The organism is Nostoc sp. KVJ3 (assembly GCF_026127265.1).
GTDB lineage: Bacteria > Cyanobacteriota > Cyanobacteriia > Cyanobacteriales > Nostocaceae > Nostoc.
Map to the genome: position 1 here is coordinate 1,061,770 of NZ_WWFG01000002.1, position 23,463 is coordinate 1,085,232.

The window sequence follows — 23,463 nt, forward strand, 5'->3', positions numbered from 1 at the left end:
AGTCCTTAGAGCCTTAAGGACTTAAACTTTAGAGGATGTTAAATAAGTCTTATTTCATAATTAACCTAGCGATCGCAAGTCGTAACGATACAGACCATATACATAGCGGTTTCTCGGATGTAAAGACACTCTGTGCTAATTTTAAAACCTTAACTTTGTGTTAGTTCATGCAGGTAAACTAGGTTTATCAAGTAGCAAATTATATGCGCCAAATAATTTAGTTGCTAAAGAATAAACATCAGAGATGATAGTAAGGATAAGGATGAGCAATTGTCCAGAAATTAACACTAAACCGGAAATATTGATTAAATTTTGACAGAAAAATCATCTTTCCGTAGCTCGACATCGTATCCAGCCTCTAGCCTCCTTTATATTTAATCCACATTACTTAGCAATAATTACGGATATGACGACTAATTTTCTCCAACCGCCAAGGTTACGCGTTGGTCAAGACATCGAAGAAGAGCGGCGCGCCACTTGGCTAGAACTTTTTTACGATTTGGTATTTGTGGTTGCTATTTCTCAAATGGCTCACAACCTCAAAGAAGATATATCGCTATCTGGCTGCTTTAACTTTGTAGTTTTATTTATACCCATTTGGTTCTCATGGATTGGTACCACACTCTATGCCAACCGCTTTGATAGCGATGATATTGGACACCGGTTATTGATTGGTTTGCAAATGCTGACAGCAGCAGCAATGGCGATCAACATCCATCACGGTTTAGGTGAGAGTTCGCCTGGTTTTGCCCTTTCCTATGCTCTTGGTAGGGCTGTGCTGGTTATAGAATACGTCCGGGCTGGAATACATATTCCTTCAGCCCGTCCTTTGACGAGTCGCTACGCTATTGGTTTTGCGATCGCAGCCTTTTGTTGGTTGGTTTCGGCATTTGTACCCATTCCTTGGCGGTTCGCACTCTGGACATTAGGAATTATTATTGACTTTGTTACACCATTAACAGGATCTAAATTCCAGATTGGGTTACTTCCCCACGCCTCCCACTTACCAGAACGTTTCGGACTGTTTACCATTATTGTCTTAGGCGAAGCAATTACGGCCGTGGTAAATGGTGTTTCTCAGCAGAAATGGGAAACTTTAACCGTGATTGCTGCCGTGTTTGGTCTACTTATCGCTTTTAGTTGGTGGTGGGTATATTTTGATAACCTGGGTGGTGCGCCTATTGAGATAGCGCGCACACATGGAAGAATTGGTGTCGTCAATATCTGGCTTTACACCCATTTACCGTTAATGATTGGGATTGCTGCTGCTGGAGTTGGTGTAGAAACAATCTTGTTGAGCCAGCCAACAGAAGTACTATCAGATTCACAACGATGGCTGATTTGTGGTTCAGTAGGATTATGCTCTTTGGCAATCAGTATTCTTCATAGATATGGAGTGATCCGCTATTGTCAAATCCGTTCCCAGTATCGACTTTGGGGTGCAGTTGTGCTGCTAGCGATCGCTATCTTAGGCAAAGGTTTGTTACCTGTTGTAGTCATTACCCTTGTAGCTGTAGTTTCTGTTTTCCAAGTCATTCAGGACTTGTATCAGAGTCGTCCTACTACCCGCTTGGTAGATCCAGAAATTTAAGGTAATTCAGCTAGGAATTTCACTATAAATCCCCTCTCTACAAGAGGCTACACGAACGCTTGAACGGAGGGGACTCAATACTGCTCGGATAAGCAGGGGAGGCGAAACTCAACGCCAGCCACCATTTCTCCCCCTGCTTGCCTCAACCAAGAAATTCCAAAACCTACGCAGTATTGAGAGGGGACTATATAATAGACATCTGCTGAAAAAGATTGTAGAGACGCGATATATCGCGTCTCTACAAGGGTTGTGCATAAAGCATATTTAATTTCTGGAGATGTCTAATGGTCGTTAATCGCGGCTTCAGTAACTTTTTCCAACCCGCAATCAGTGTGACATATTCATGTTGTGTAAAAAGAGAGGAAATAATTAGCGATTCCAATTTACCAACGATTTTTTTCCTCATATTGTGGGATAATTAAGATGATTATTCCATATCAACCCATTGCTTAATGAGTAGATATAAAATAGAACGGATAGTGACTCGTTTCTGAGTGCAAATCAATTTAAATTCATGCTTTAAAGATTTTGGGACATACGCTTTAACATCTTCAGTATCTTCGTTTAAGCAATCTAGAGATAATTTGGTAACAGGCGCATCTCCTTGTATCCATTCTCTAATTAAATTATCCAATACTTCACTCATTTCCAGGTCTTTTTGTACACAAATAACTTTAAATTGAAGCTTTAAAGCTTTTGGTATAGATCCCTTGATAACTACAATTTCCTCACTATCTTTTTGGAACACAAGTTCATACACTACACTAATATTGTTGTTGAAAAATTTGGACTTATTATCAAGCATTGGTTTACAGCACTTCCTAATTACATGAGGTACATCACAGTTCCATCCTCGCTTGCGGGTAGGGGTTGGTAACTTGAGTACCTCACTAAAGCGAGAACTGCTATATCAAAACTGAAGCTAATACAAGCTAATAATTAAAGCCTTCTATAAATAGCTAGCAATATTACTCCATTTACTAAAGATAAAACTCCTTAAACGAACCTCCCATATCCAAAACAATCAAATCGTTGATGATAGTCATTAATTCACTCACGTTATAAGAGGATGTTTGAAAAGTATTTAGCTGTGATTTTAGGCACTTGTTGATCCCCCCTAACCCACGCCAGTCGCTCCACTTGGGGAGACCCCAAGACCGCGCTGGCTCCCCTAAAAAAGGGGGGAACTGGAATCAAAGTCCCCCTTTTTAAGGGGGATTTAGGGAGATCTAAAACATTTTGCTACTAAGAAAAGGACTTTTCAAACATCCTCTAATACTTGTATCTACAGTGGTCTGTTGAGCATATCTTATAGTTCTCAACACTCCTAAATTAATTACATATTTATAGATATTTAAATATTTAGAATATTTTGACAAGCTAAGAAAGATAAGTTAAGAGTAAACTTAATAAGCAATCCGGTTTGATTTGGAAAAAATATACCTAGGGGAGCCAGTCGTGTGGGCAGGTTTCCCGCGCTATTTGCCACAACGGGGGGAACCCTCGGCATTGGCTTGACTTGAGCGTAGATGACCGGAGGGTGGCTTCTCGTAGAGTACTGGCGTTGTGTTAGCGATCGCCTAACGCACCTAATCATAGGTCATGGTGCGTTACGAACTCCGTTCTAACACACCCTACAGACAATACCTAATTTTGTTTTAGGCTTGGTGTATACAAAAAACTTTTCAGATATCGTCTGATAACGCCTGTTCTGAACATTCTTGAATTAATTTCGCGATTAAACCTGTCCATCCAGTTTGATGACTAGCACCAATACCAGCGCCGTTATCTCCGTGAAAGTATTCATTAAACAGAATCAGATTGCGCCAATTTGGATCTGTTTGGAATTTTTCTGTTCCACCATAAAAAGGTCGCTGACCAGAAGCATCAGCTAGAAAAATTTCGATCAGCCTTTCACCTAATGCAATTGATACTTCCTTGAGGGTCATCATTTGGCCTGAACCAGTGGGACATTCAACTTTGAAATCGTCGCCGAAGTAGCTATAGAACTTTTGCAGCGATTCTAGGAGGAGATAATTAATCGGAAACCAAATTGGCCCGCGCCAGTTAGAATTACCGCCAAACATTCCGGTGGTAGACTCAGCAGGTTCGTAATCGACTCGATGTTCTTGTCCATCGACTTTTAAAACGTAAGGATGGGATGCATGAACTTTAGAAACAGAGCGAATACCATAAGGACTAAAAAATTCGGTTGCATCTAACATCTTTTCTAGGATGCGACGGAGTTTATCTGGATAAACGATCGCTAAAAGTCGCCTTTCACCCATACCTTGTGTGTGCATACAAGCGATATTTCTAGTCAAATCGTGGCGATTTTGCAAAAACCATTGCGTGCGTTGGTGAAAGCCTGGAAGTCGATCTAAGGTTTCTGATTCTAAAATGCTGACGGCACATAATGGGATTAACCCCACGAGCGATCGCACTTTCATCGGGAATTGATGGCCATCTGGTGAATGTAGGGCATCGTAGTAAAAACCATCGTCTTCATCCCATAATGCTATTTCGGCATCACCTACGCCGTTCATAGCATCAGCTATATATAAAAAATGCTCAAAAAACTTGCTGGCAATGTCTTCGTAGGTAGAATTATCTTTTGCTAACTCTAAGGCGATGGTCAGCATATTTAAACAATACATCGCCATCCAACTTGTGCCATCTGCTTGTTGTAAATATCCCCCCGTTGGTAGTTGAACGCTACGGTCGAAAACACCAATATTATCCATGCCCAAAAAGCCACCCTGAAAGATATTTCTGCCTTCTAAATCTTTCCGGTTAACCCACCAAGTAAAGTTTAGTAATAATTTCTGAAAAACACTTTCCAGAAATTTTTTATCTGCATGACCATAGATTTTTTGCTCAATCTGATAAACTTGCCATGCAGCCCAAGCGTGTACAGGCGGATTGACATCACCAAAAGCCCATTCATAAGCGGGTAGCTGACCGTTGGGATGCATATACCACTCCCGTGTCAAGCGACTCAGTTGCAGCTTGGCAAATTCGGGGTCAATCATGGAGAGGGGAATTACATGAAAAGCTAAATCCCAAGCCGCAAACCAAGGATATTCCCATTTGTCGGGCATGGAAATTATATCGTCGTTAAATACATGAAACCATTCATGGTTTCTACCACTAAGTCGGGATGTTGGTGGCACAGGGCCCGCCGGATCGCCTTTTAGCCATTCTTCAATTACATAATAGTAAAATTGTTTGCTCCATAACATCCCAGCAAATGCCTGTCGCTGCACATTTCGCTTATCTTCTGACATTGGCAACGGGCAAATCCGTTGATAAAATTCATCTGCTTCGCGCTGGCGCTGTTGCCAAACTGTATCAAATTCAGTCCCGAATGGTGCAGTTAAATCTTGCGCGTCACTTAATCGCAATCGGATTTTTTTGGTTTCACCTGCACCAATGTTTAATTCATAACGAGCAGCAAATTTAGTGCCAATGCGATTGGGATTGACATCTGTTTTTTGCCCATTTACCAGATAATTGTTAATTCCATCTTTAACGTATGGGGAAGTATTATTAACTCCAAACAATCTTTGATTATTAGTCTCGTTTTCGGTAAATAGTAATTCTGGAGTTTCATTACAGTACAACCAACGGGTTTCTAAGGAGGGGTGATAAGCTTCGATGGTGCTGAGTTGAGAGTTAGATTGGCTAATTTTCAACCACGGCTTTTCTTCTTGACTATCAGTCCAAGACCAAGTGTTGCGAAACCAGAGTGTTGGTAGCAAATGCAGGGTTTTTGCCTCTGGGCCTCGGTTAATTACACTAATTTCAATTAAAATATCGTCGGCTGAAGCCTTGGCGTATTCAACGAATACATCAAAATAGCGGTCTTGGTCAAATATACCTGTGTTAATTAATTCAAACTCTGGACTTTGGCGATCTCTGCGGCGATTTTCTTCTACCAGTTGGTTGTATGGGAAAGCTGCTTGGGGATATTTATAAAGATATTTCATGTAGGAATGAGTCGGGGTATTATCTAAGTAGAAGTAGTATTCTTTAACATCTTCCCCGTGATTTCCCTGATTTCCGGTCAGACCAAAAAGCCTTTCTTTGAGAATAGCATCCTCACCATTCCAGAGAGCGATCGCAAAACATAGTCGTTGATGATTGTCGGAAATTCCGGCAATCCCATCTTCTCCCCAGCGATAAGCGCGAGAGCGAGCATGGTCGTGGGGAAAGAATTCCCAGGCAGTACCATCAGGGCTATAATCTTCGCGCACTGTTCCCCACTGGCGTTCACTCAGGTAGGAACCCCATCGTTTCCAGTAAGCTGTGCGATCGCGGTCTGCTGCTAATCTTAGTTCTTCTTGAGTCATGGCGATTTTGGATTTTGGATTTTGGATTTTGGATTAAGAATCTTTAGCACAAGGTTGTTTGAAATTAATACGGTTCAGTTAGAGGGAAAATTCTTTATCGAACCGCAGAGGCACAGAGGAAACAGAGAGAAGAAAAAAATGCTTAACTTGAAGTAGTTAAATATACTGATTTTTGATTAATCCAAAACTTCAAATTCAGAACTCTCTATATATTTTCTGTTGCTACCCAGGCGCGAAGCACTTCTGCTACTGTCCAGGCTTGAGCAATACAACCGCGTGGGGTGAATGGTTCATTGCCATCAAAAATTTCACTGAGGCTACCAACTCCGTGAGCGCATAGATGATTAGCCATTGGTTTAAGGAAACTCCGAGCTTGGGCTGGATGATTGAAAACACGCAAATGGGCTAAAACAAATGGCCCAATCAGCCAGCCCCAAACTGTTCCTTGATGATAAGCACTATCTCGCTGAAGCTGATCTCCACCGTAGTTACCTTGATATTGGGGATGCTTGGGATCGAGGCTGCGTAGACCGCCAGATGTGAGAAGCGATCGCGCGCAAGATTCTACTACAGCACGTTGTTGAACTGGAGTCAAGGGGCTTTCTGGTAAGGATACAGCGAATATCTGGTTTGGCCGCAACGATTGATCGTGCCCTTCTGGCCCGTCTAGAACATCGTAGCAGTAACCAACTGCCTCGTTCCAAAAGCGCTGAAATCCTGAATTTGCATGCTTTTGCATTTGCTCGTATTCTTGGTGCGGCTTACCTAACTGTCGGGCGAAATTTGCCATAGTTGCTAGAGCATTGCACCATAAGGCATTGACTTCTATGGGTTTGCCAATGCGGGGCGTAACTACCCAATCACCAACTTTGGCATCCATCCAGGTGAGTTGCACACCTGTTTCACCCGCATAAAGTAGCCCATCATTGGGGTCGAGGTGGATGTTGTAGCGCGTTCCTTGACGATGCCAATTAATAATGTCTGCTAGCACAGGAAAGAGTTCACTTAGCAGTTCCTCATCTTTAGTTGCGGCATAATAAGCACGGATTGCTTCAAAATACCAGAGGGTTGCATCTACTGTATTATATTCTGGGGCTTCACCCGCATCTGGAAAGCGGTTAGGTAACATCCCTTGATTTACGTACCTGGCAAAAGTACGCAAAATCGGGCGTGCTAACTCTGGACGACCAACTGAAATTGTCAAACCTGGTAAGCTAATCATTGTATCGCGCCCCCAGTCACTAAACCAATGATAACCAGCAATGATTGTTTTACCGTCGGGTTGATCGGGTAGTGGACGACTAACGATAAACTGGTCGGTAGCTAAGACTAACTGATGTATCCACTCTGGGGTTGTTTTAGGATTGACATGGTTATCTTTCCAGATTCCGAGCAGCTTTTGGTCATAGGAGTGACGTAAGTCTAACGCAGCCTTGCCATTTAAATCTGGATATATTTCAGTGCTGGCAACAAAGGTGAGTGATTCACCAGGTTGGAGGGTGGCTTCAAAAGTGGCTGCATGCAAATGGTCTTCGCGATCGTCGAGTCCGCGATCGCGTTCTCTGGCTAAGTCAAATTCATAGTACCATTGGTGGGCGGGTGAAATGTGAGTGCGATCGCTTAATAAATATAGCGGCACTGCTCCCTCAAAAGCGGTAACACGGATGCCTTGCTCAACAGCATCAATAGACATCTGCCAGTCTTGTGTATGTGTGTTACCGTGATAATCGCGATAATTCACCAATGCTTTGAGCTTTAATACCAGTGGTTGGGTAGCTCGATGCAGGTGATATTGAAGATATGTGGTATTGCTGTCGGCTTGCATCCATACACGTTTTTCCAACGAAGCATCTGCACAAGCAAATCGCCACCTTGGTATTGTTCCCTCTAACTCGAAGGATTCAATGTGTCGATAACCATCGGGATTAATGGCTCCACCATGCCAACGGTTGGCTCCAAGAGAATAATTGCGCCCATCATACAGAGCGGTTTCATCTAACTTAGCTAATAACAGAGTTCTCATTAGTGGCGGCTTCAGTGCAGCCACAAGTAAACCGTGATAGCGGCGTGTCAGGATACCTGCTACTGTGCCCGATGCATAACCACCGATGCCATTAGTTACTAACCATTCTCGCCCTGCTGCCAAATCGAGAACACCGCAAATTTCACGTCCAAAGTTGATACTCATAAGTGATAATGCGCTCTGTACTCCATCGCCAAATTTTAGATTTTAAATTTTGGATTTAAGATTCAAAATTTCAATAGGTTTGTTCGTGTACATTTCGTAGAAAAGCCCCCGAATTTAAACGCGAGAATAAATCTAAAATCCAAAATTAAATGACAAGCCCCTGACTTGATTGCTGGGGTCAATCTAAAATCCAAAATTGATTAACAAAAACTCTTGAATGGTAGAGCCAACACAATCTATCTACTGTTCGTGATAATTTCGGCTTAATCCTCCATCTACATAGAAAGTTGCGCCTGTGATGTAGTCGGCATCTGATGAAGCTAAAAAGGCAACGATGGGGGCGATATCTGTCGTTTTGCCTAAACGACCCAAGGGAATATTTTTCAATAGCGCTCCCAATTTTTCTGGGTCATTTAATAGTTTAGTATTGATTGGTGTCTCGATCGCTCCTGGGGCAACATTGTTAATTGTAATTCCCAGAGGGCCAAGCTCAACTGCAAGGTTACGCATCATCATTTTTACACCCCCCTTGCTGGCACAATAGTGAGTGAAGTGGGGGAATGCTATTTCCTCATGGGTAGAGCTAATATTGATGATTTTACCAGTTCGCTTGGTTTCGATGAGGTGCTGGGCGATCGCTTGAGTTGCGAAAAATGTACCTTTGAGGTTGAGATTCATGACGGCATCATAGTCGGCTTCGGTGAGGTTCCAGAAGTCGGCATTTCGACCGTCGATTCCAGCATTATTTACGAGAATATCTAGCTTTCCAAAGTGTTGAATACCTTGGTCTATTAAATGGCGAATGTCGCTGATTATACTTAAATCAGCTTTAACAGTTAAGCCTTTGCATCCCACAGCTTCCACTTTCGACAAAGTTTCTTGAGCGCCTTCGGGATGAGAACGGTAGTCTATCACAACATCTGCACCTTCCTCAGCAAGACGGACAGCGATCGCTTGACCTATTCCTCCACTGCTACCAGTGACTAAAGCTATTTTACCTTCTAGTTTCTTCATTGATTTTATCCTTCTAGAGTATTTTGATATTTTTTGAATTTGATAAATGACTCTCAATTAAATGCACATTGTTTTCTGACACGTCATCTATCTATTGGATTAAAAAAGTAATCAAGAAAATTTATCAGTCGAGGTAGATGCTAAAATAGCCAATCTATTGATGTTTTTGAATATGTGGTACTTTCACATTTTTAAAAATACAACGATAGTTGGGAACATGAAAAAGTTTGCCTGTCAAAACTTCGCGTTCACCCATAGCTAAAAGTTGAAAAACTTTGACAGCAATTAATGCTCCTAATGGGGACGCAATACAATAAATCCACTGGTATTTCCAAGACCATGCTAATAAAGCAGGGCCAATACTGCGTGCTGTATTTATACTAGTGCCAGAAATTGGCGCTCCTAACCATACCATAGTTGCTACTAAAAGCCACACCATTAAAGGTGTCCAGCGCAATAGATGATGATGACTTAAGAAAATAAAGATAGATAATACTAGCAAAAAGGTCATAAAAACCTCAGCTAGAAATACATACCATAAAGGATAACCTATCCCAGGTGAAGTAATACAGTAATTGACACTAACAAGATAATTTTTCCACAAAGCTAAGGCTAAAGATGTGCCAATAGTTGCGCCAATAAATTGACTAATAATATATCCAATTAAGTCGCGTTTATGCATTTTGCCTTGCACCCAAAAGGCCAATGACAAGCAGGGATTGAGGTGCGAACCACTCAGCTTTCCCAAAGGTGAAATACTATAAATTGCACCACTGCCAGCGAAAATTAGACCATTAATTAATAAACGAGGACTCACAGCAGGGATAAGATGCTCCATCGGCAAGCCTTTGCCAAAATTGAAGGTGATTATACTGAATCCAACTAATATATTGAAAGCAGTTCCCAGCAATTCTGCACCATATTCAGGCCAGTTTAGGGTTTTCCAATTGGTGAAAGTATTCATGCAAAGACAATAGTTTTTACATCTATAACAATCAAATTTGAATAATGTGAGTCAGAATCAAAATGCTTTCTATCAGATGCTGTGCGATATCTACGATAGTCACTAAGCCTTGTCGAAGTTACGCACTTTCTTTGCCTCCTCATTGTAGTATGTGACGTTAAATAAGAGAAATTGTATTTTTCATATTATTTCGCTTCTGGCCCATCTTTACCAGCCACAATCTACACGTTATGAATGAACTTAAGTTAAACCGCATCCATCTTGAAAACTGTAGTTCTTTCCCTATGAAAAGGAAAAACCCTCATCCCCAGTCCCTTCTCCCAAATTTGGGAGAAGGGGAACTTGAAAGAAGTCCCTCAAGCAAGCCATATTTCTATTCCAACTTGCATTTTGTTCAACATCTGTTACATTACTTTACAGACAGTTACAACTGTTACAACCCTTAAACTTTGGAGTTTTACTCATGTCAGGTTTTAAGAATCCTGCGCCTATTGTTTCAGAAGATCCTAACGCCGTGCGTTTTGGCTTCACTCCCCAGAGTGAAAATTGGAACGGTCGTCTTGCAATGATTGGTTTTTTAGCTGCGATTTTGATTGAAGCTTTTTCTGGTCAAGGCTTACTCCATTTCTGGGGCATCCTCTAAATTATTCGTGAAAAGGTTAGATCCCCGACTTCTTCAAGAAGTCGGGGATCTCAACACAGCAGACTTTTACGCAAAATATCAGATTTTTCCGGTTGAGCCAAAATATAAGTGAATAACTACTTTACATTGAATATGTATAGCTAAACCTCATGGAAATACCCCAACGCGTATCTGTCCGCTACAAAGACGCGTCCTTCAATAGTAATGAAATCCGTTTGAGAACCTTTCGGCTTGGGTTACAGATATGGGAAGAACAAACAAAACCTAGAAAAACAGAGCTTTATCAGTTTATATCTTCTTGCTTGAAACAAGTTGACCGCCAAGATCGTTTTATGTTTTCTCTGCTGTTTATAGAATTAACAGACCTGATTCGCAATTCTTCCCTGGAAAGGGGAACCAAGGAGGTTTTGATTAAAACAGCTTTTAGGGAGTTTGCTTGTGCAATAACAGATTTTGAAGATGTTGGTAAATAAAATTGGGCATTGGGCATTGGGAATTGGGTTTAAATATGGGATTCCCATTCCCTTTTTTGAAGATGTTGCCCTTAATTCAGGTAATCTAATCGAGTAGGATATCTATGTAAGTGGCTTTCCAATCAGATTAGTTTTTTACTGAATGCGCGGATGGGTGGGTGTTGGGGAAGAGGTCACTAGAAAAATGGCTGAATTGCCTTATCTACAGTAACTTGAGAGCGATCGCATTTTTAAACCATCCGCGCACCTTATGGAGACTGATTTTCAGCCATTTGCCTCTAGCCAAATTACTACCCCTCATGTTATGATTTCTCCATCCGCGCAACCGAACCTTGAAAACCAAATAACACAAAGCTTTCAGCAGCCAGCGATTGCAATTAACTAAAATCCCTATTAGGGATTGAAACAGCACCGAGAGCGATCGCACTGGATGATGATTGATCTATTGCAATTAACTAAAATCCCTATTAGGGATTGAAACTCCAGTAATCGCGTTGTAAAGTAGTTAGTTGTGAAATTGCAATTAACTAAAATCCCTATTAGGGATTGAAACGAAGATTTATCTAATCTATTAAAGCTATTAAAAACCATTGCAATTAACTAAAATCCCTATTAGGGATTGAAACAAGCAACAACAACAATCAGCGATGCTTGCAGTTGATTGCAATTAACTAAAATCCCTATTAGGGATTGAAACTAAAAATGAGATTACATCGGAACAAGCCGATAAAATTGCAATTAACTAAAATCCCTATTAGGGATTGAAACAGTCGATCGCCAAATCCAAACTTTTTAAAAACTGTAATTGCAATTAACTAAAATCCCTATTAGGGATTGAAACTTCCATTCATTAATACTGGATTGACGGTCAAAGATTGCAATTAACTAAAATCCCTATTAGGGATTGAAACATGAGTTACATTGATGTTGATGTTGAAGTTGTTGATTGCAATTAACTAAAATCCCTATTAGGGATTGAAACTCATATTCTGCAAGTTCCAATCCTGCCTGAGAATCTAAATTGCAATTAACTAAAATCCCTATTAGGGATTGAAACAGCATCAGACCACTGATTCCAGGGAAGAGGCGTACCAGATTGCAATTAACTAAAATCCCTATTAGGGATTGAAACATATTAAATGTAGAGTAATATGCCTTCGACAAGCATAGATTGCAATTAACTAAAATCCCTATTAGGGATTGAAACAATAGTTCCATTTCCCGAACAATTAGGTAACCCCGATTGCAATTAACTAAAATCCCTATTAGGGATTGAAACAGTTCTGCATCTAAAGCCGCAAGACGTTGTGCATTCATTGCAATTAACTAAAATCCCTATTAGGGATTGAAACATGACCTTAGTGGTGACAAGAAAACCATGCACCGAATTGCAATTAACTAAAATCCCTATTAGGGATTGAAACGTGGATGAATCTTGATTTCCTGTCTACAGATTGGATTGCAATTAACTAAAATCCCTATTAGGGATTGAAACAACTAAATCATTGCATCGCCTTTCTAGTAAATTTGATTGCAATTAACTAAAATCCCTATTAGGGATTGAAACATGGGCTTATCTCCGTCACGAGCGGGAAACAGGATTGCAATTAACTAAAATCCCTATTAGGGATTGAAACGAAGCTAAAACCGCCAAAACTTTAGACGAAAATTTCAATTGCAATTAACTAAAATCCCTATTAGGGATTGAAACGTTCGACCGCCTCAGCAATGATTGATTCACGATCCAAATTGCAATTAACTAAAATCCCTATTAGGGATTGAAACATTTTCTAATTCAATGTCGGCTTGTACTAGTTCTTCAATTGCAATTAACTAAAATCCCTATTAGGGATTGAAACACGAAACGAAATGAATCTAAACCAAACAGAAATTGCAATTAACTAAAATCCCTATTAGGGATTGAAACATCAACCCAAGGCGGGCCCACTCTTCCCCGGTCAATTGCAATTAACTAAAATCCCTATTAGGGATTGAAACCAGCTTGAGGCTTCAGTTGCCTCATTATCTAGAGAATTGCAATTAACTAAAATCCCTATTAGGGATTGAAACAAGTATCTGTACTGAATTTGCTATGAGAAGAATTTAATTGCAATTAACTAAAATCCCTATTAGGGATTGAAACTCAAAGGTCAATTCCTCCGGTGAATGGCTCGAAAATTGCAATTAACTAAAATCCCTATTAGGGATTGAAACATTTTACCTTGAATATCAGAGGCATTTAGAGAGGATTGCAATTAACTAAAATCCCTATTAGGGATTGAAACCCCTGTGCAATGGCACAGGGGACAGCAAGTGTGAATTGCAATTAACTAAAATCCCTATTAGGGATTGAAACGCATTCATCAACTAGGATCGGGAACTCTTCAGATTGCAATTAACTAAAATCCCTATTAGGGATTGAAACTGCCGGTACCGACAACATCCTCAAAAGGAATGGCTCGATTGCAATTAACTAAAATCCCTATTAGGGATTGAAACACAATATAATCCTTGGCTTTGCCTCTAAGTGCCAATTGCAATTAACTAAAATCCCTATTAGGGATTGAAACGGGGTATTATTTTGCTTACTAATATTCAATGCAGATATTTAATATTGCAATTAACTAAAATCCCTATTAGGGATTGAAACGCATTCTCAAAACTGTGCCCAACCGCCCCTCTACCACATTGCAATTAACTAAAATCCCTATTAGGGATTGAAACCTGCGCTTCTATCTGTGCGAGACTGATAAAATCCATAATTGCAATTAACTAAAATCCCTATTAGGGATTGAAACACGCTACCTGCTTGCGCCGCGTGATCATTCTCAATTGCAATTAACTAAAATCCCTATTAGGGATTGAAACAGAGATCGAGTTGCCGTCATTAGAAAAGTTAGAAAATTGCAATTAACTAAAATCCCTATTAGGGATTGAAACAGGGAAGGGCTACTCTGGGAGGAGATTGAGCGCGAATTGCAATTAACTAAAATCCCTATTAGGGATTGAAACTTACGCCACCGGGGGTAAATCCGGCAAAGGCGACGACGGATTGCAATTAACTAAAATCCCTATTAGGGATTGAAACGTTGGGTTGGTGTTGGTTCCGTTTGCAAGCGAATTGCAATTAACTAAAATCCCTATTAGGGATTGAAACATGGAGCGCTGTATCAAAAAAGCTAAGGAGGCAAAAGAATTGCAATTAACTAAAATCCCTATTAGGGATTGAAACAAAGTATATTTGGTACTCAGCACAAGCCCTCAGATTGCAATTAACTAAAATCCCTATTAGGGATTGAAACATAAAATATTGCGTCATGAATGCCACTCTTTAGAGATTGCAATTAACTAAAATCCCTATTAGGGATTGAAACGATGCTGTTAGAGAGATATGTTTAGAGTGGCAGATGATTGCAATTAACTAAAATCCCTATTAGGGATTGAAACGCAATCTAAGGCTGTAGCAGCTAATGGAATCATATTGCAATTAACTAAAATCCCTATTAGGGATTGAAACTTGTCGTCACAAGTAATCCTAATATTTCTGCCAAATTGCAATTAACTAAAATCCCTATTAGGGATTGAAACGTTTTATTTTGCTCGATTCTCACAATTTCCTTGAATTGCAATTAACTAAAATCCCTATTAGGGATTGAAACGCGAACTCAGCGTGTCCTTTGCCCACCGAATACAGTATTGCAATTAACTAAAATCCCTATTAGGGATTGAAACCAAAGCTACCGTGCCATAATTTGTAGCCGTACCATTGCAATTAACTAAAATCCCTATTAGGGATTGAAACCGGACACACCATTTACTATCGCTCATGGATGGTACATTGCAATTAACTAAAATCCCTATTAGGGATTGAAACGAGAAAGGGTGGAGTATTCGCGGTGTAAATTATGATTGCAATTAACTAAAATCCCTATTAGGGATTGAAACCAGATCCCTAATTTCTGTTCGGTGTGGCTTACCAATTGCAATTCATAAAAATCCCTATTAGGGATTGAAACTATTGAAACATAGAATTTGCACATTTGGGATTCTCCCTAGCGATCGCCTTATTTTTCCCGATTTATCCAATCTTCTCCACCAGCTAACTGACTAAGATAATCATCCATAATTGCTGGTAATTCCTTTGGCGAATAAGTATATGTTAAAGCTAGTAAACTACTTGCTGTAGTTAAAATCTGGTTTTTATCTAACATCGCCGACAACTGAGAGCGAGTAAAATTGCCATTCATCACTTCCTCACTAGCATCAGCGATCGCATCTTCAATAATTTCCTCTTCTATCAAATTTTGCCATTCGCCTAAATTAATATAATAAGAGGTTTTATTATCTTTAATATTCAGCTTTTTAATTTCTCGGACGGAATTACGAATAGAATTTGCCCATGAACCAGTTAATCGTTGTTCTACTTGGTTCTTAATCAAATGAATCAGCAGAATCTTTAAATAAGCTTGGATATTCCGCAGAATAGCTTGTTTACTCATGCCTTCTAATTCATCTACAATTGCCAAGGCATCTGCATAACGTCCTTCCTGGATACAAGTTCTGAGGTCTATTAATTCCTGTGTCATAATCTATCAACCTCAAAATTTCATTTTTCTAGTACTTTTCATTAGAATTAGGTGTACAGGTAAGGACACAACATACTTGTATCCCTACGAGAGTCTGTACTTCACTCCATTGCAAACAGCTATTATTTCAATATAGCAATCACCACTTGCACAAACCTACACAAACAAATTATCCTTCACTTCTTCACCTGTATCACTTGCAAACTACCACCTACATATAAAGTTTGCTCACTCACATCAAACCCAGTCTCAGTTAACAAACCAGGTAAATCAGTTTTCAACAATTCCCAAGCTGTTTCCGTCTCAAACAACAACAAAAACAGTGATATCCCAGGCCAAAATATCGGATTTGTAGGAGCGTGAAAATCCACCAACGTAAACACCCCTCCAGGCTTCAGCACCCGATAAACTTCATTAATAATTTTTTGTAATTGCTGAGTCTGCATCTCGTGTAATGCAACACTGGTATGCACCACATCAAACAGATTATCTGCAAATGGCATCTCCTCGGCAAAAGCTTCGACATAAGAAGCTTCAGGGACATTTAGCCGTGCGCGTTGCAAAGACTTAGGTGAAGCATCCAATCCTGTTACATTTTGTGAAAATCTTACTAAAAATTGCGTTGTTTGACCACTACCGCAACATAAATCTAAAACCTGAGTATCTGAGTGAATTGTTAAGCCTTGCAAAGCAAGTTGCCGAAAACGCGCTTCACCACCTACACTTAAGGCTGTTAAACGAGAGATACTATCATACAACCACTGATAGCGGTAACTCCAATCCCTTAAAATTGTTGCCATTGCATATTTCCTTGCTATTAAGCTTTATTATTTAATAAAGATATATTGTTAACATTAGTAAAAAATCTGAAAAGATTGGGGGAAAGTAACAGCTATGGGTCGTGTAGGCGTCTTATTACTCAATCTCGGTGGCCCCGATAAGCTAGAAGATGTCGGGCCGTTTTTGTATAACCTATTTTCCGATCCGGAAATTATTCGCCTACCGTTTCGCTGGTTGCAAAAGCCTCTAGCCTGGTTTATTGCCTCGCGGCGAACCAGAACGTCTCAAGAAAATTATAAGCAAATCGGTGGTGGTTCCCCACTGCGACGGATCACAGAAGCGCAAGGGGAAGCTTTAAAAGAACAATTGAGTCATTTAGGGCAAGAAGCTAATATCTACGTGGGAATGCGTTATTGGCATCCTTATACAGAAGAAGCGATCGCACAGATTACCCAAGATAATATAGAACACCTGGTAATATTACCACTATATCCCCAGTTTTCTATCAGTACTAGTGGTTCTAGCTTCCGGCTTTTAGATAAGCTTTGGCAAGAAGACCCAAAACTTCAGCCCATTGAATACACCGTTATTCCTTCTTGGTACAAACAACCAGGCTACCTCCAAGCAATGGCGGAACTCATAGCCCAAGAACTTGAGCAGTTTCCTAACCCGGATGAGGTTCATATATTTTTCAGCGCTCACGGCGTTCCTAAAAGCTACGTTGAAGAAGCTGGCGACCCTTACCAGCAAGAAATTGAGGAATGTGCTGCTCTGATTATACAGACCCTCAATCGTCCCAATGCCCACACCTTAGCTTACCAAAGTCGTGTCGGCCCAGTCGAATGGCTGCAACCCTATACTGAAGATGCGCTCAAAGAACTAGGCGCACAAGGCGTTAAAGATTTAGTTGTCGTGCCTATTAGTTTTGTCTCAGAGCATATCGAGACACTGCAAGAAATTGATATTGAGTATCGAGAAGTAGCAGAAGAATCAGGAATTCATAACTTCCGCCGCGTTCCTGCTCCTAATACCCATCCTGTATTTATTAATGCACTTGCAGACTTAGTGATTGATGCGCTGAAAAACCCCAGCTTCAAGCTTTCGCAAGCTGCCCAAATGAAAAAAATGGTTAAAATGTACCCCCAAGAGCGTTGGGAATGGGGTCTAACTACTAGCGCTGAAGTCTGGAATGGTCGGATTGCTATGCTGGGCTTCATTGCCTTAATCATTGAGCTAATTACCGGTCACGGCTTCTTACACATGATTGGACTTTTGCAATAAAGGGAATTGGGAATTGGGCAATATATTAATAATTCTTCTCCCCCTGCTCCCTGCTCCCTGCTCCCTTCCTTCTTTCCCGTCCCCCATTCCCTATCCCCTTATGTGATACCAGTCATACCACTGCTTGGCGCTACGAACTGCAAACCACAGCAGTATTAAAGCAATTAATCCCCCTTGCCAGGGAGCATCGAAGGCAAAAAGGACTAGAGCAATGCACAAGGTATCTTGAAGAAAAACTGCCCACAAGGGTAAGCCACGTAACCGATAGAACCAACCAACTTGAACTAGCTGGAGTACTAAAGCTAATGAACCGCCAATACAGGCAATCAGCCAATCTGGTGTTGCTGTTGCATTAGCTACTGCTAAACCCATCATTGCCCCCACAATGGGAGACATGAATAACTGAACCAGTTGTAGTAATCTTTGCCCCCATAGTTTTTTTGAGGCTAATAATTCAACTAAAGACCAACAACTAAGGCAACCTAATAATATTGGTGGGGAAATGTGAGATAAAATTGGAAATTGTGACCAGAAGTCACTACCCTGCAATAATCCAATAATCAGCAAAGGTATGCCTATTCTCATTCCTGCTGCCGCAGATGCAGAAAGTGTGGCTAGGATTTCAATCATTAAAGCACTCGTAGCACTAATAAATAAGTAAGCATTTGTTATGTATACTACCCAGTGCGGGCAATAATTCCAGCATCAAACATACAGTCTTCAGGAATCCAATCCTAAAATTTTTGGTATTTTTATATTCTTTTTTAATGTGGGTTCTCGGTTACAGCCGTTTTCATGTATTGGAACCAAGTCTGTCGTCAGGGCACAGCATTGCTGATTGGTGTCAACCTAAGAGGTTGAATGAACAAGTATTTCGCTGTGACTTTAGACACTTTTAGATCCCCCCTAACCCCCCTTAAAAAAGGGGGAACCGGAGTCAAATTCCCCCAATTTATCGGGGGATTTAGGGGGATCTAGAATGTTTTACTACCAAGAAGAGGACTTGTTCATTCATCCTCTAAGCTCGACTTTATCCATTTTTTTCGCAACGCGATCGCGATCGCTGAAACCCGTGTGGGATAGTAGTTTTACTTTTTGAACTTGATCTATGCTCTGTGACGTAGAAAAAGTATTTGCCAAAAAGCCACGATTTTTGCCAGATAAAGAAACCGAATTCTTAATTTTGGATAAAGTCGAGCTAAGAGGATAATACCGTTTCTTTGTGAAGCTGCATATATTTACCCCCCGGCTACGCCGTCCCCCCGATGTGTTGAGGGGACTTATTGTGTGCATCTTCATAAATAACTGGTATAAAGCCCAATCTATTGTGTACAAACGGACAATTGGATGAAGAAAGTACACTTGTATCAAATTAGGTTAATAACTTATAATTTCTGCTAGAACGCAACCAAAGCTGCGCTTTTGCTCTCCTGCTCGCAAGTCTACTGTGTACACACAAGTCGAAAAATCCTCTAGCCATATTTTGATCAGAGTGAAACTATTACACTCACCGACATCCCGCCCCGAACTGAAGTTCAGGGCTGATAGCGAAAGTCCACTCAAGTGGACTGAATTGATCCTTTAGTCTACTTGAGTGGACTTCAGCTATGAAACTCGGAATTCATTCCAAGGCGGAATAGAAAAGCAATGCGAGATTTATTAATAAAGCTATGACTTGTCTGATACAGCGTAGCTCCGCAAAAAAGGAGGGGCTGAAAGTGTCAAAATGGCAATTAGCCGAACTCGATATTACATATACAAGCAGATAAGGTAATAAAAATGCCAAAAAACAAGAATCTACTGGTAGCAGCTGTTATCTGCTTGTGTTTGAGTAATGGAAATACTGCCTTTGGTAAAGATGTTGGCGTTATTTTATCCAAAATTCCAGACTCAAATCAAGCAACAGTTACTGAGAACAAAAATGCAGTTGCTAACTTTGAGCAAGGAAGCAATCTCTACAAAAAAGGAGATTTTAAAGGAGCAGAGGCGGCTTTTCGGAAAGCGATTGAACTAGAACCCAACTTTGCACAAGCTTATATTGCTTTGGCAAATACTCTCGACGATCAAGGCAAACCCCAAGAAGCGATCGCACAATATCATAAAGCCATTAGCCTCAATCCTCAAGACTCTGGAGCCTACTTTAATTTGGGTTTGACTTTAGCAAGACAGAATCAATTAGAAGCTGCGATCGCTCAATACAAAAAAGCCCTCAGTCTTGAACCTAACTATGCAGACGCTCACTATAACTTAGGAAATGCTCTCTACGCTCAAGGGAAGCTCGCCGAAGCAGTTACCGAATATACAGCGGCGATTCGCCTCAAACCCAGCTATGCCCCAACTTACACACGCCTGGGAAATGCTCTATACGATCGAGGTGAGCTAGCAGAAGCAGTTATCCAATACAAAAAATCCATTAGCTTAGATCCCAAGTATGCAGACGCTCACTATTATTTAGGAAATGCTTTGTATGCTCAAGGAAAGCCAGCAGAAGCGATCGCCGAATATACAGCAGCTATTCGCCTCAATCCCAAAAAGTCGCCAGGTTACAATGCCTTGGGCAATACTCTCTACGCTCAAGGCAAACTAGAAGAAGCGATCGCCCAATATAAAAAAGCCCTCAGCCTTGAACCCAACTATACAGACGCTCACTATAATTTAGCCAGCGCTTTTTACGCTCAAGGCAAGCTAACAGAAGCGATCGCCGAATATAACGAAGCAATTCGCCTCGATCCCAAACACGCACAAGCTTACACCGGTTTGGCCAATGCGATGGACGATCAAGGTAAACCTCAAGAAGCGATCGCACATTACAAAAAAGCCATTAGCCTTGTCCCCAACGATGCATTCACTTATTATAATTTGGGAATCACTTTAGGAAGAGAACAACAGCTAGAAGAAGCGATCGTTAATCTCAAAAAAGCCAGAGAGTTATTCCAAGCTGAAGAAAATAAAGAGATGGTTGAGCAAGTCGATCAACTAATCCAAAAAATTAATACCCGAACGAATTGAATTCAGGGAATTGGGCATGGAGAATTGGGAAGTAATGACAAGTGACAAATGACTAAAACTCAAGAAAGGGGCAAAGTCTACCTTGTGGGTGCTGGGCCTGGTGATGTGGCATACCTGACGGTAAAAGCTTACAATCTCTTGGCTGCTGCTCAGGTTTTAGTTTACGATGCCCTGGTAGATACTCAATTATTGCAGTGCGTACCATCTGATTGTTTGAAGTTGGATGTCGGGAAACGTGGTGGTAAACCCAGTACAACCCAAACTGAGATTAACAAGTTATTGGTAAAGCATTGCCAGCAAGGAAAACAAGTTGTACGACTCAAATCAGGCGATCCGTTGATTTTTGGGCGTTGCACTTCCGAAATTGAAGCGTTGAAAGCATCTGGTTGTGATTTTGAACTCGTACCAGGAATTTCTTCAGCCCTTGCAGCACCCTTGTTAGCAGGAATTCCCCTCACAGATCCGGTGTTGAGTCGTTGTTTTGCAGTGCTTACAGCTCATGAACCAGAAGTTTTAGACTGGGAAGCACTTTCACGGTTAGAAACACTGGTAATTTTGATGGGAGGGCAACACCTGCCAGAGATTTTACATCAACTGGTGCGACACGGGCGATCGCACTTAACACCCATTGCCATCATCCGTTGGGCAGGAACTCCTCATCAACAAATTTGGACAGCCCAACTGGGCAATATTTTGGAACAAACCACCGGATTATCCCTTTCCCCTGCGGTAATTATTATTGGTGAAGTTGTTGGGCTACATAAGTACTTACAACCTGAGAAAATAGATTATCAGGATTCGACTACAGCCCAAATTCCAATGTCAAGCAACCTCTCTCCATGTCCTCAACCCCTCACTGACAAAACAATCTTGGTGACACGTTCAATAGGACAGTCGAGCCAATTTAGCGATCGCCTCATCGCATCAGGTGCAACAGTCATCGAAATGCCTACCTTAGAAATCGGCCCGCCCTCCAGTTGGGAAGCTTTGGATAATGCGATCGCTCATTTATCTGATTTCGACTGGTTAATTCTCACTTCTAGCAATGGCATAGATTACTTTTTTGAAAGGTTAATCGCTCAAGGTAAAGATACCCGTGCCTTAGCAGGTGTGAAAATTGCCGTTGTTGGCGAAAAAACAGCCCATAGCCTCAAACAATACTCTCTTCAACCAGATTTTATTCCCCCCAACTTTGTTGCCGATTCTTTAGTAGAAAATTTTCCAGAGAAACTGGATGGTAAAAAGGTTTTATTCCCCAGAGTTGAAAGTGGCGGTAGAGAAATTTTGGTTAAGGAATTAACTCTCAAGGAAGCAAAGGTAATAGAAGTTGCCGCATATCAATCTTGTTGTCCTACTGGTATTCCACCTGAAGCAGAGTTAGCTCTCCAAAACCGCAAGATAGATGTAATTACCTTTGCCAGTTCTAAAACTGTACAATTTTTCTGTCAACTGACTGACAAGATATTTTCTAACAACTCTGATGCTAGTCAACTCTTAGAAGGTGTTTGTATTGCCTCCATCGGGCCTCAAACTTCTAAAACTTGTCATACCTTATTCGGGCGCGTAGATGTAGAAGCACAAGAATATACTTTAGATGGTTTAACCCAAGCACTAATAATATGGGCAACCAATTCTTAGATGAGGGAGCAGGGGAAGCAGGGGAAGCAGGGGGAGCAGGGGGAGAAAGAACTAATGCCCAATGCCCAATGCCCAATTCCCAATGCCCAATTCCAATGACAAAACGTATAATCGGCTTAACCGGAGGTATTGCCACAGGCAAAACCACTGTCACCAATTATTTAGCTAACGCTTATAACCTGCCAATTTTGGATGCAGATATTTATGCTAGAGAGGCAGTATCTTTAGGTTCGCCTATTCTTGGTGCGATCGCTCAACGTTACGGCGAACAAATTTTATTACCAGATGGCAGCCTCAATCGCCAAAGGCTAGGCGAAATTATCTTTAATTCTCAAGATGAACGCAACTGGATAGATAATTTGATTCATCCTTATGTGCGCGATCGCTTCCTCAAAGCAATTGCCCAATCTTCCTTACAAACACTGGTGTTAGTAGTACCGCTATTATTTGAAGCGGGAATGACCGATCTGGTTACAGAAATCTGGGTAGTGCGTTGTTCCCAAGAGCAACAACTACAAAGATTAATACAACGAAACCATTTGAATAGAGAACAAGCACGAGCTAGGATCAACAGCCAATTATCTATTGAAGAAAAGGTAGCTCATGCAGATGTAGTTTTAGATAACTCCTCCACCCTAGAAGTACTACTGAAGCAGGTAGATGTAGCTCTCGAAACCACAAATTCGGATTAAATGCTATTTATCTTAAAAAATATACACAGACTACATTCTAAATACATAAAGGGTTTATAAATTTAATATTATCTAGTTAAGTAAAATCATTTCATATTTCACCCAGCCTTAGCCAATAATTCGGTGATTTTACAGTTGAAGTTGCGGTTAGTGATATTATAAATTTGAGTGGCTATCAAGTAAAAGATGTCATTGAGTAAATAAATATTAATAACTAAAAATTAAGATTTAAGAAAAACTAATTGAAGATTA

General features: G+C 40.7%; 15 protein-coding genes and 1 CRISPR repeat array. Of the genes, 7 read left to right on the plus strand and 8 right to left on the minus strand.

Going from position 1 to position 23,463, the window contains the following annotated elements; translation table 11 throughout:
• Positions 1–406: 406 nt before the first annotated feature.
• Positions 407–1,591 carry a low temperature requirement protein A gene (locus GTQ43_RS20620; protein WP_265274618.1) on the plus strand — a complete coding sequence of 395 codons (1,185 nt, stop codon included), beginning with the start codon at positions 407–409 and terminating at the stop codon, positions 1,589–1,591.
• Between the two features lie 427 nt (positions 1,592–2,018).
• On the opposite strand, the gene GTQ43_RS20625 is transcribed toward GTQ43_RS20620, so the two are convergent.
• From GTQ43_RS20625 to GTQ43_RS20645, 5 genes are all read right to left on the minus strand, one after another.
• Positions 2,019–2,396 (minus strand): hypothetical protein, encoded by a 378-nt coding sequence (locus tag GTQ43_RS20625; protein WP_265274619.1) that lies wholly within the window; start codon positions 2,394–2,396, stop codon positions 2,019–2,021.
• 880 nt (positions 2,397–3,276) lie between these two features.
• Positions 3,277–5,943 (minus strand): MGH1-like glycoside hydrolase domain-containing protein, encoded by a 2,667-nt coding sequence (locus tag GTQ43_RS20630; RefSeq protein WP_265274620.1) that lies wholly within the window; start codon positions 5,941–5,943, stop codon positions 3,277–3,279.
• A gap of 205 nt (positions 5,944–6,148) precedes the next feature.
• Positions 6,149–8,131: an amylo-alpha-1,6-glucosidase gene (locus GTQ43_RS20635; RefSeq protein WP_265274621.1), complete on the minus strand. Its 1,983-nt coding sequence runs from the start codon at positions 8,129–8,131 to the stop codon at positions 6,149–6,151.
• Between the two features lie 240 nt (positions 8,132–8,371).
• Complete coding sequence (locus tag GTQ43_RS20640) at positions 8,372–9,145, minus strand: glucose 1-dehydrogenase (RefSeq protein ID WP_265274622.1); 774 nt, start codon at positions 9,143–9,145, stop codon at positions 8,372–8,374.
• 154 nt (positions 9,146–9,299) lie between these two features.
• The gene (locus tag GTQ43_RS20645) at positions 9,300–10,109 is read right to left on the minus strand and encodes an MIP/aquaporin family protein (RefSeq protein WP_265274623.1); all 810 of its coding nucleotides are present in this window, start codon (positions 10,107–10,109) and stop codon (positions 9,300–9,302) included.
• Positions 10,110–10,572: 463 nt separating this feature from the next.
• Here GTQ43_RS20645 and GTQ43_RS20650 point away from each other — a divergent pair, with 463 nt between their 5' ends.
• A complete protein-coding gene (locus tag GTQ43_RS20650) occupies positions 10,573–10,752 on the plus strand; it encodes a chlorophyll a/b-binding protein (RefSeq protein WP_265274624.1) in 180 nt (59 codons plus the stop codon).
• A gap of 149 nt (positions 10,753–10,901) precedes the next feature.
• Complete coding sequence (locus GTQ43_RS20655) at positions 10,902–11,225, plus strand: hypothetical protein (RefSeq protein WP_265274625.1); 324 nt, start codon at positions 10,902–10,904, stop codon at positions 11,223–11,225.
• Positions 11,226–11,595: 370 nt separating this feature from the next.
• Positions 11,596–15,241: a CRISPR direct-repeat array (repeat unit 37 nt; unit sequence ATTGCAATTAACTAAAATCCCTATTAGGGATTGAAAC).
• 48 nt (positions 15,242–15,289) lie between these two features.
• On the opposite strand, the gene GTQ43_RS20660 is transcribed toward GTQ43_RS20655, so the two are convergent.
• The gene (locus tag GTQ43_RS20660) at positions 15,290–15,811 is read right to left on the minus strand and encodes a DUF29 domain-containing protein (protein WP_265274626.1); all 522 of its coding nucleotides are present in this window, start codon (positions 15,809–15,811) and stop codon (positions 15,290–15,292) included.
• 176 nt (positions 15,812–15,987) lie between these two features.
• Positions 15,988–16,611 (minus strand): class I SAM-dependent methyltransferase, encoded by a 624-nt coding sequence (locus GTQ43_RS20665; protein WP_265274627.1) that lies wholly within the window; start codon positions 16,609–16,611, stop codon positions 15,988–15,990.
• Positions 16,612–16,705: 94 nt separating this feature from the next.
• On the opposite strand from GTQ43_RS20665, the gene hemH reads away from it, so the two are divergent.
• The gene (gene hemH / locus GTQ43_RS20670; protein ID WP_265274628.1) at positions 16,706–17,872 is read left to right on the plus strand and encodes a ferrochelatase; all 1,167 of its coding nucleotides are present in this window, start codon (positions 16,706–16,708) and stop codon (positions 17,870–17,872) included.
• Between the two features lie 90 nt (positions 17,873–17,962).
• Here the strand turns inward: hemH and GTQ43_RS20675 are convergent, their stop codons facing one another.
• Complete coding sequence (locus GTQ43_RS20675; RefSeq protein ID WP_265274629.1) at positions 17,963–18,502, minus strand: DUF4126 domain-containing protein; 540 nt, start codon at positions 18,500–18,502, stop codon at positions 17,963–17,965.
• Positions 18,503–19,651: 1,149 nt separating this feature from the next.
• Here GTQ43_RS20675 and GTQ43_RS20680 point away from each other — a divergent pair.
• The 3 genes from GTQ43_RS20680 to coaE all read left to right on the plus strand — a co-directional run bounded on the left by GTQ43_RS20680 (position 19,652) and on the right by coaE (position 23,211).
• Entirely contained in the window at positions 19,652–20,881 is a 1,230-nt protein-coding gene (locus tag GTQ43_RS20680; protein WP_265274630.1) for a tetratricopeptide repeat protein, read from the plus strand.
• A gap of 48 nt (positions 20,882–20,929) precedes the next feature.
• Positions 20,930–22,519 (plus strand): uroporphyrinogen-III C-methyltransferase, encoded by a 1,590-nt coding sequence (gene cobA, locus GTQ43_RS20685; RefSeq protein ID WP_265274631.1) that lies wholly within the window; start codon positions 20,930–20,932, stop codon positions 22,517–22,519.
• 95 nt (positions 22,520–22,614) lie between these two features.
• Positions 22,615–23,211, plus strand: coding sequence for a dephospho-CoA kinase (gene coaE / locus GTQ43_RS20690; RefSeq protein WP_265276509.1), 597 nt, complete (start codon positions 22,615–22,617; stop codon positions 23,209–23,211).
• Positions 23,212–23,463: the final 252 nt, after the last annotated feature.

Coding starts and splice junctions, on each gene's coding strand:
- GTQ43_RS20630 (WP_265274620.1), bottom strand. CDS start 5,943: ATGACTCAAGAAGAACTAAGATTAGCAGCAGACCGCGATCGCACAGCT.
- GTQ43_RS20660 (WP_265274626.1), bottom strand. CDS start 15,811: ATGACACAGGAATTAATAGACCTCAGAACTTGTATCCAGGAAGGACGT.
- GTQ43_RS20625 (WP_265274619.1), bottom strand. CDS start 2,396: ATGCTTGATAATAAGTCCAAATTTTTCAACAACAATATTAGTGTAGTG.
- GTQ43_RS20650 (WP_265274624.1), top strand. CDS start 10,573: ATGTCAGGTTTTAAGAATCCTGCGCCTATTGTTTCAGAAGATCCTAAC.
- hemH (WP_265274628.1), top strand. CDS start 16,706: ATGGGTCGTGTAGGCGTCTTATTACTCAATCTCGGTGGCCCCGATAAG.
- GTQ43_RS20665 (WP_265274627.1), bottom strand. CDS start 16,611: ATGGCAACAATTTTAAGGGATTGGAGTTACCGCTATCAGTGGTTGTAT.
- GTQ43_RS20675 (WP_265274629.1), bottom strand. CDS start 18,502: ATGATTGAAATCCTAGCCACACTTTCTGCATCTGCGGCAGCAGGAATG.
- coaE (WP_265276509.1), top strand. CDS start 22,615: ATGACAAAACGTATAATCGGCTTAACCGGAGGTATTGCCACAGGCAAA.
- cobA (WP_265274631.1), top strand. CDS start 20,930: ATGACTAAAACTCAAGAAAGGGGCAAAGTCTACCTTGTGGGTGCTGGG.
- GTQ43_RS20635 (WP_265274621.1), bottom strand. CDS start 8,131: ATGAGTATCAACTTTGGACGTGAAATTTGCGGTGTTCTCGATTTGGCA.
- GTQ43_RS20620 (WP_265274618.1), top strand. CDS start 407: ATGACGACTAATTTTCTCCAACCGCCAAGGTTACGCGTTGGTCAAGAC.
- GTQ43_RS20655 (WP_265274625.1), top strand. CDS start 10,902: ATGGAAATACCCCAACGCGTATCTGTCCGCTACAAAGACGCGTCCTTC.
- GTQ43_RS20640 (WP_265274622.1), bottom strand. CDS start 9,145: ATGAAGAAACTAGAAGGTAAAATAGCTTTAGTCACTGGTAGCAGTGGA.
- GTQ43_RS20680 (WP_265274630.1), top strand. CDS start 19,652: ATGCCAAAAAACAAGAATCTACTGGTAGCAGCTGTTATCTGCTTGTGT.
- GTQ43_RS20645 (WP_265274623.1), bottom strand. CDS start 10,109: ATGAATACTTTCACCAATTGGAAAACCCTAAACTGGCCTGAATATGGT.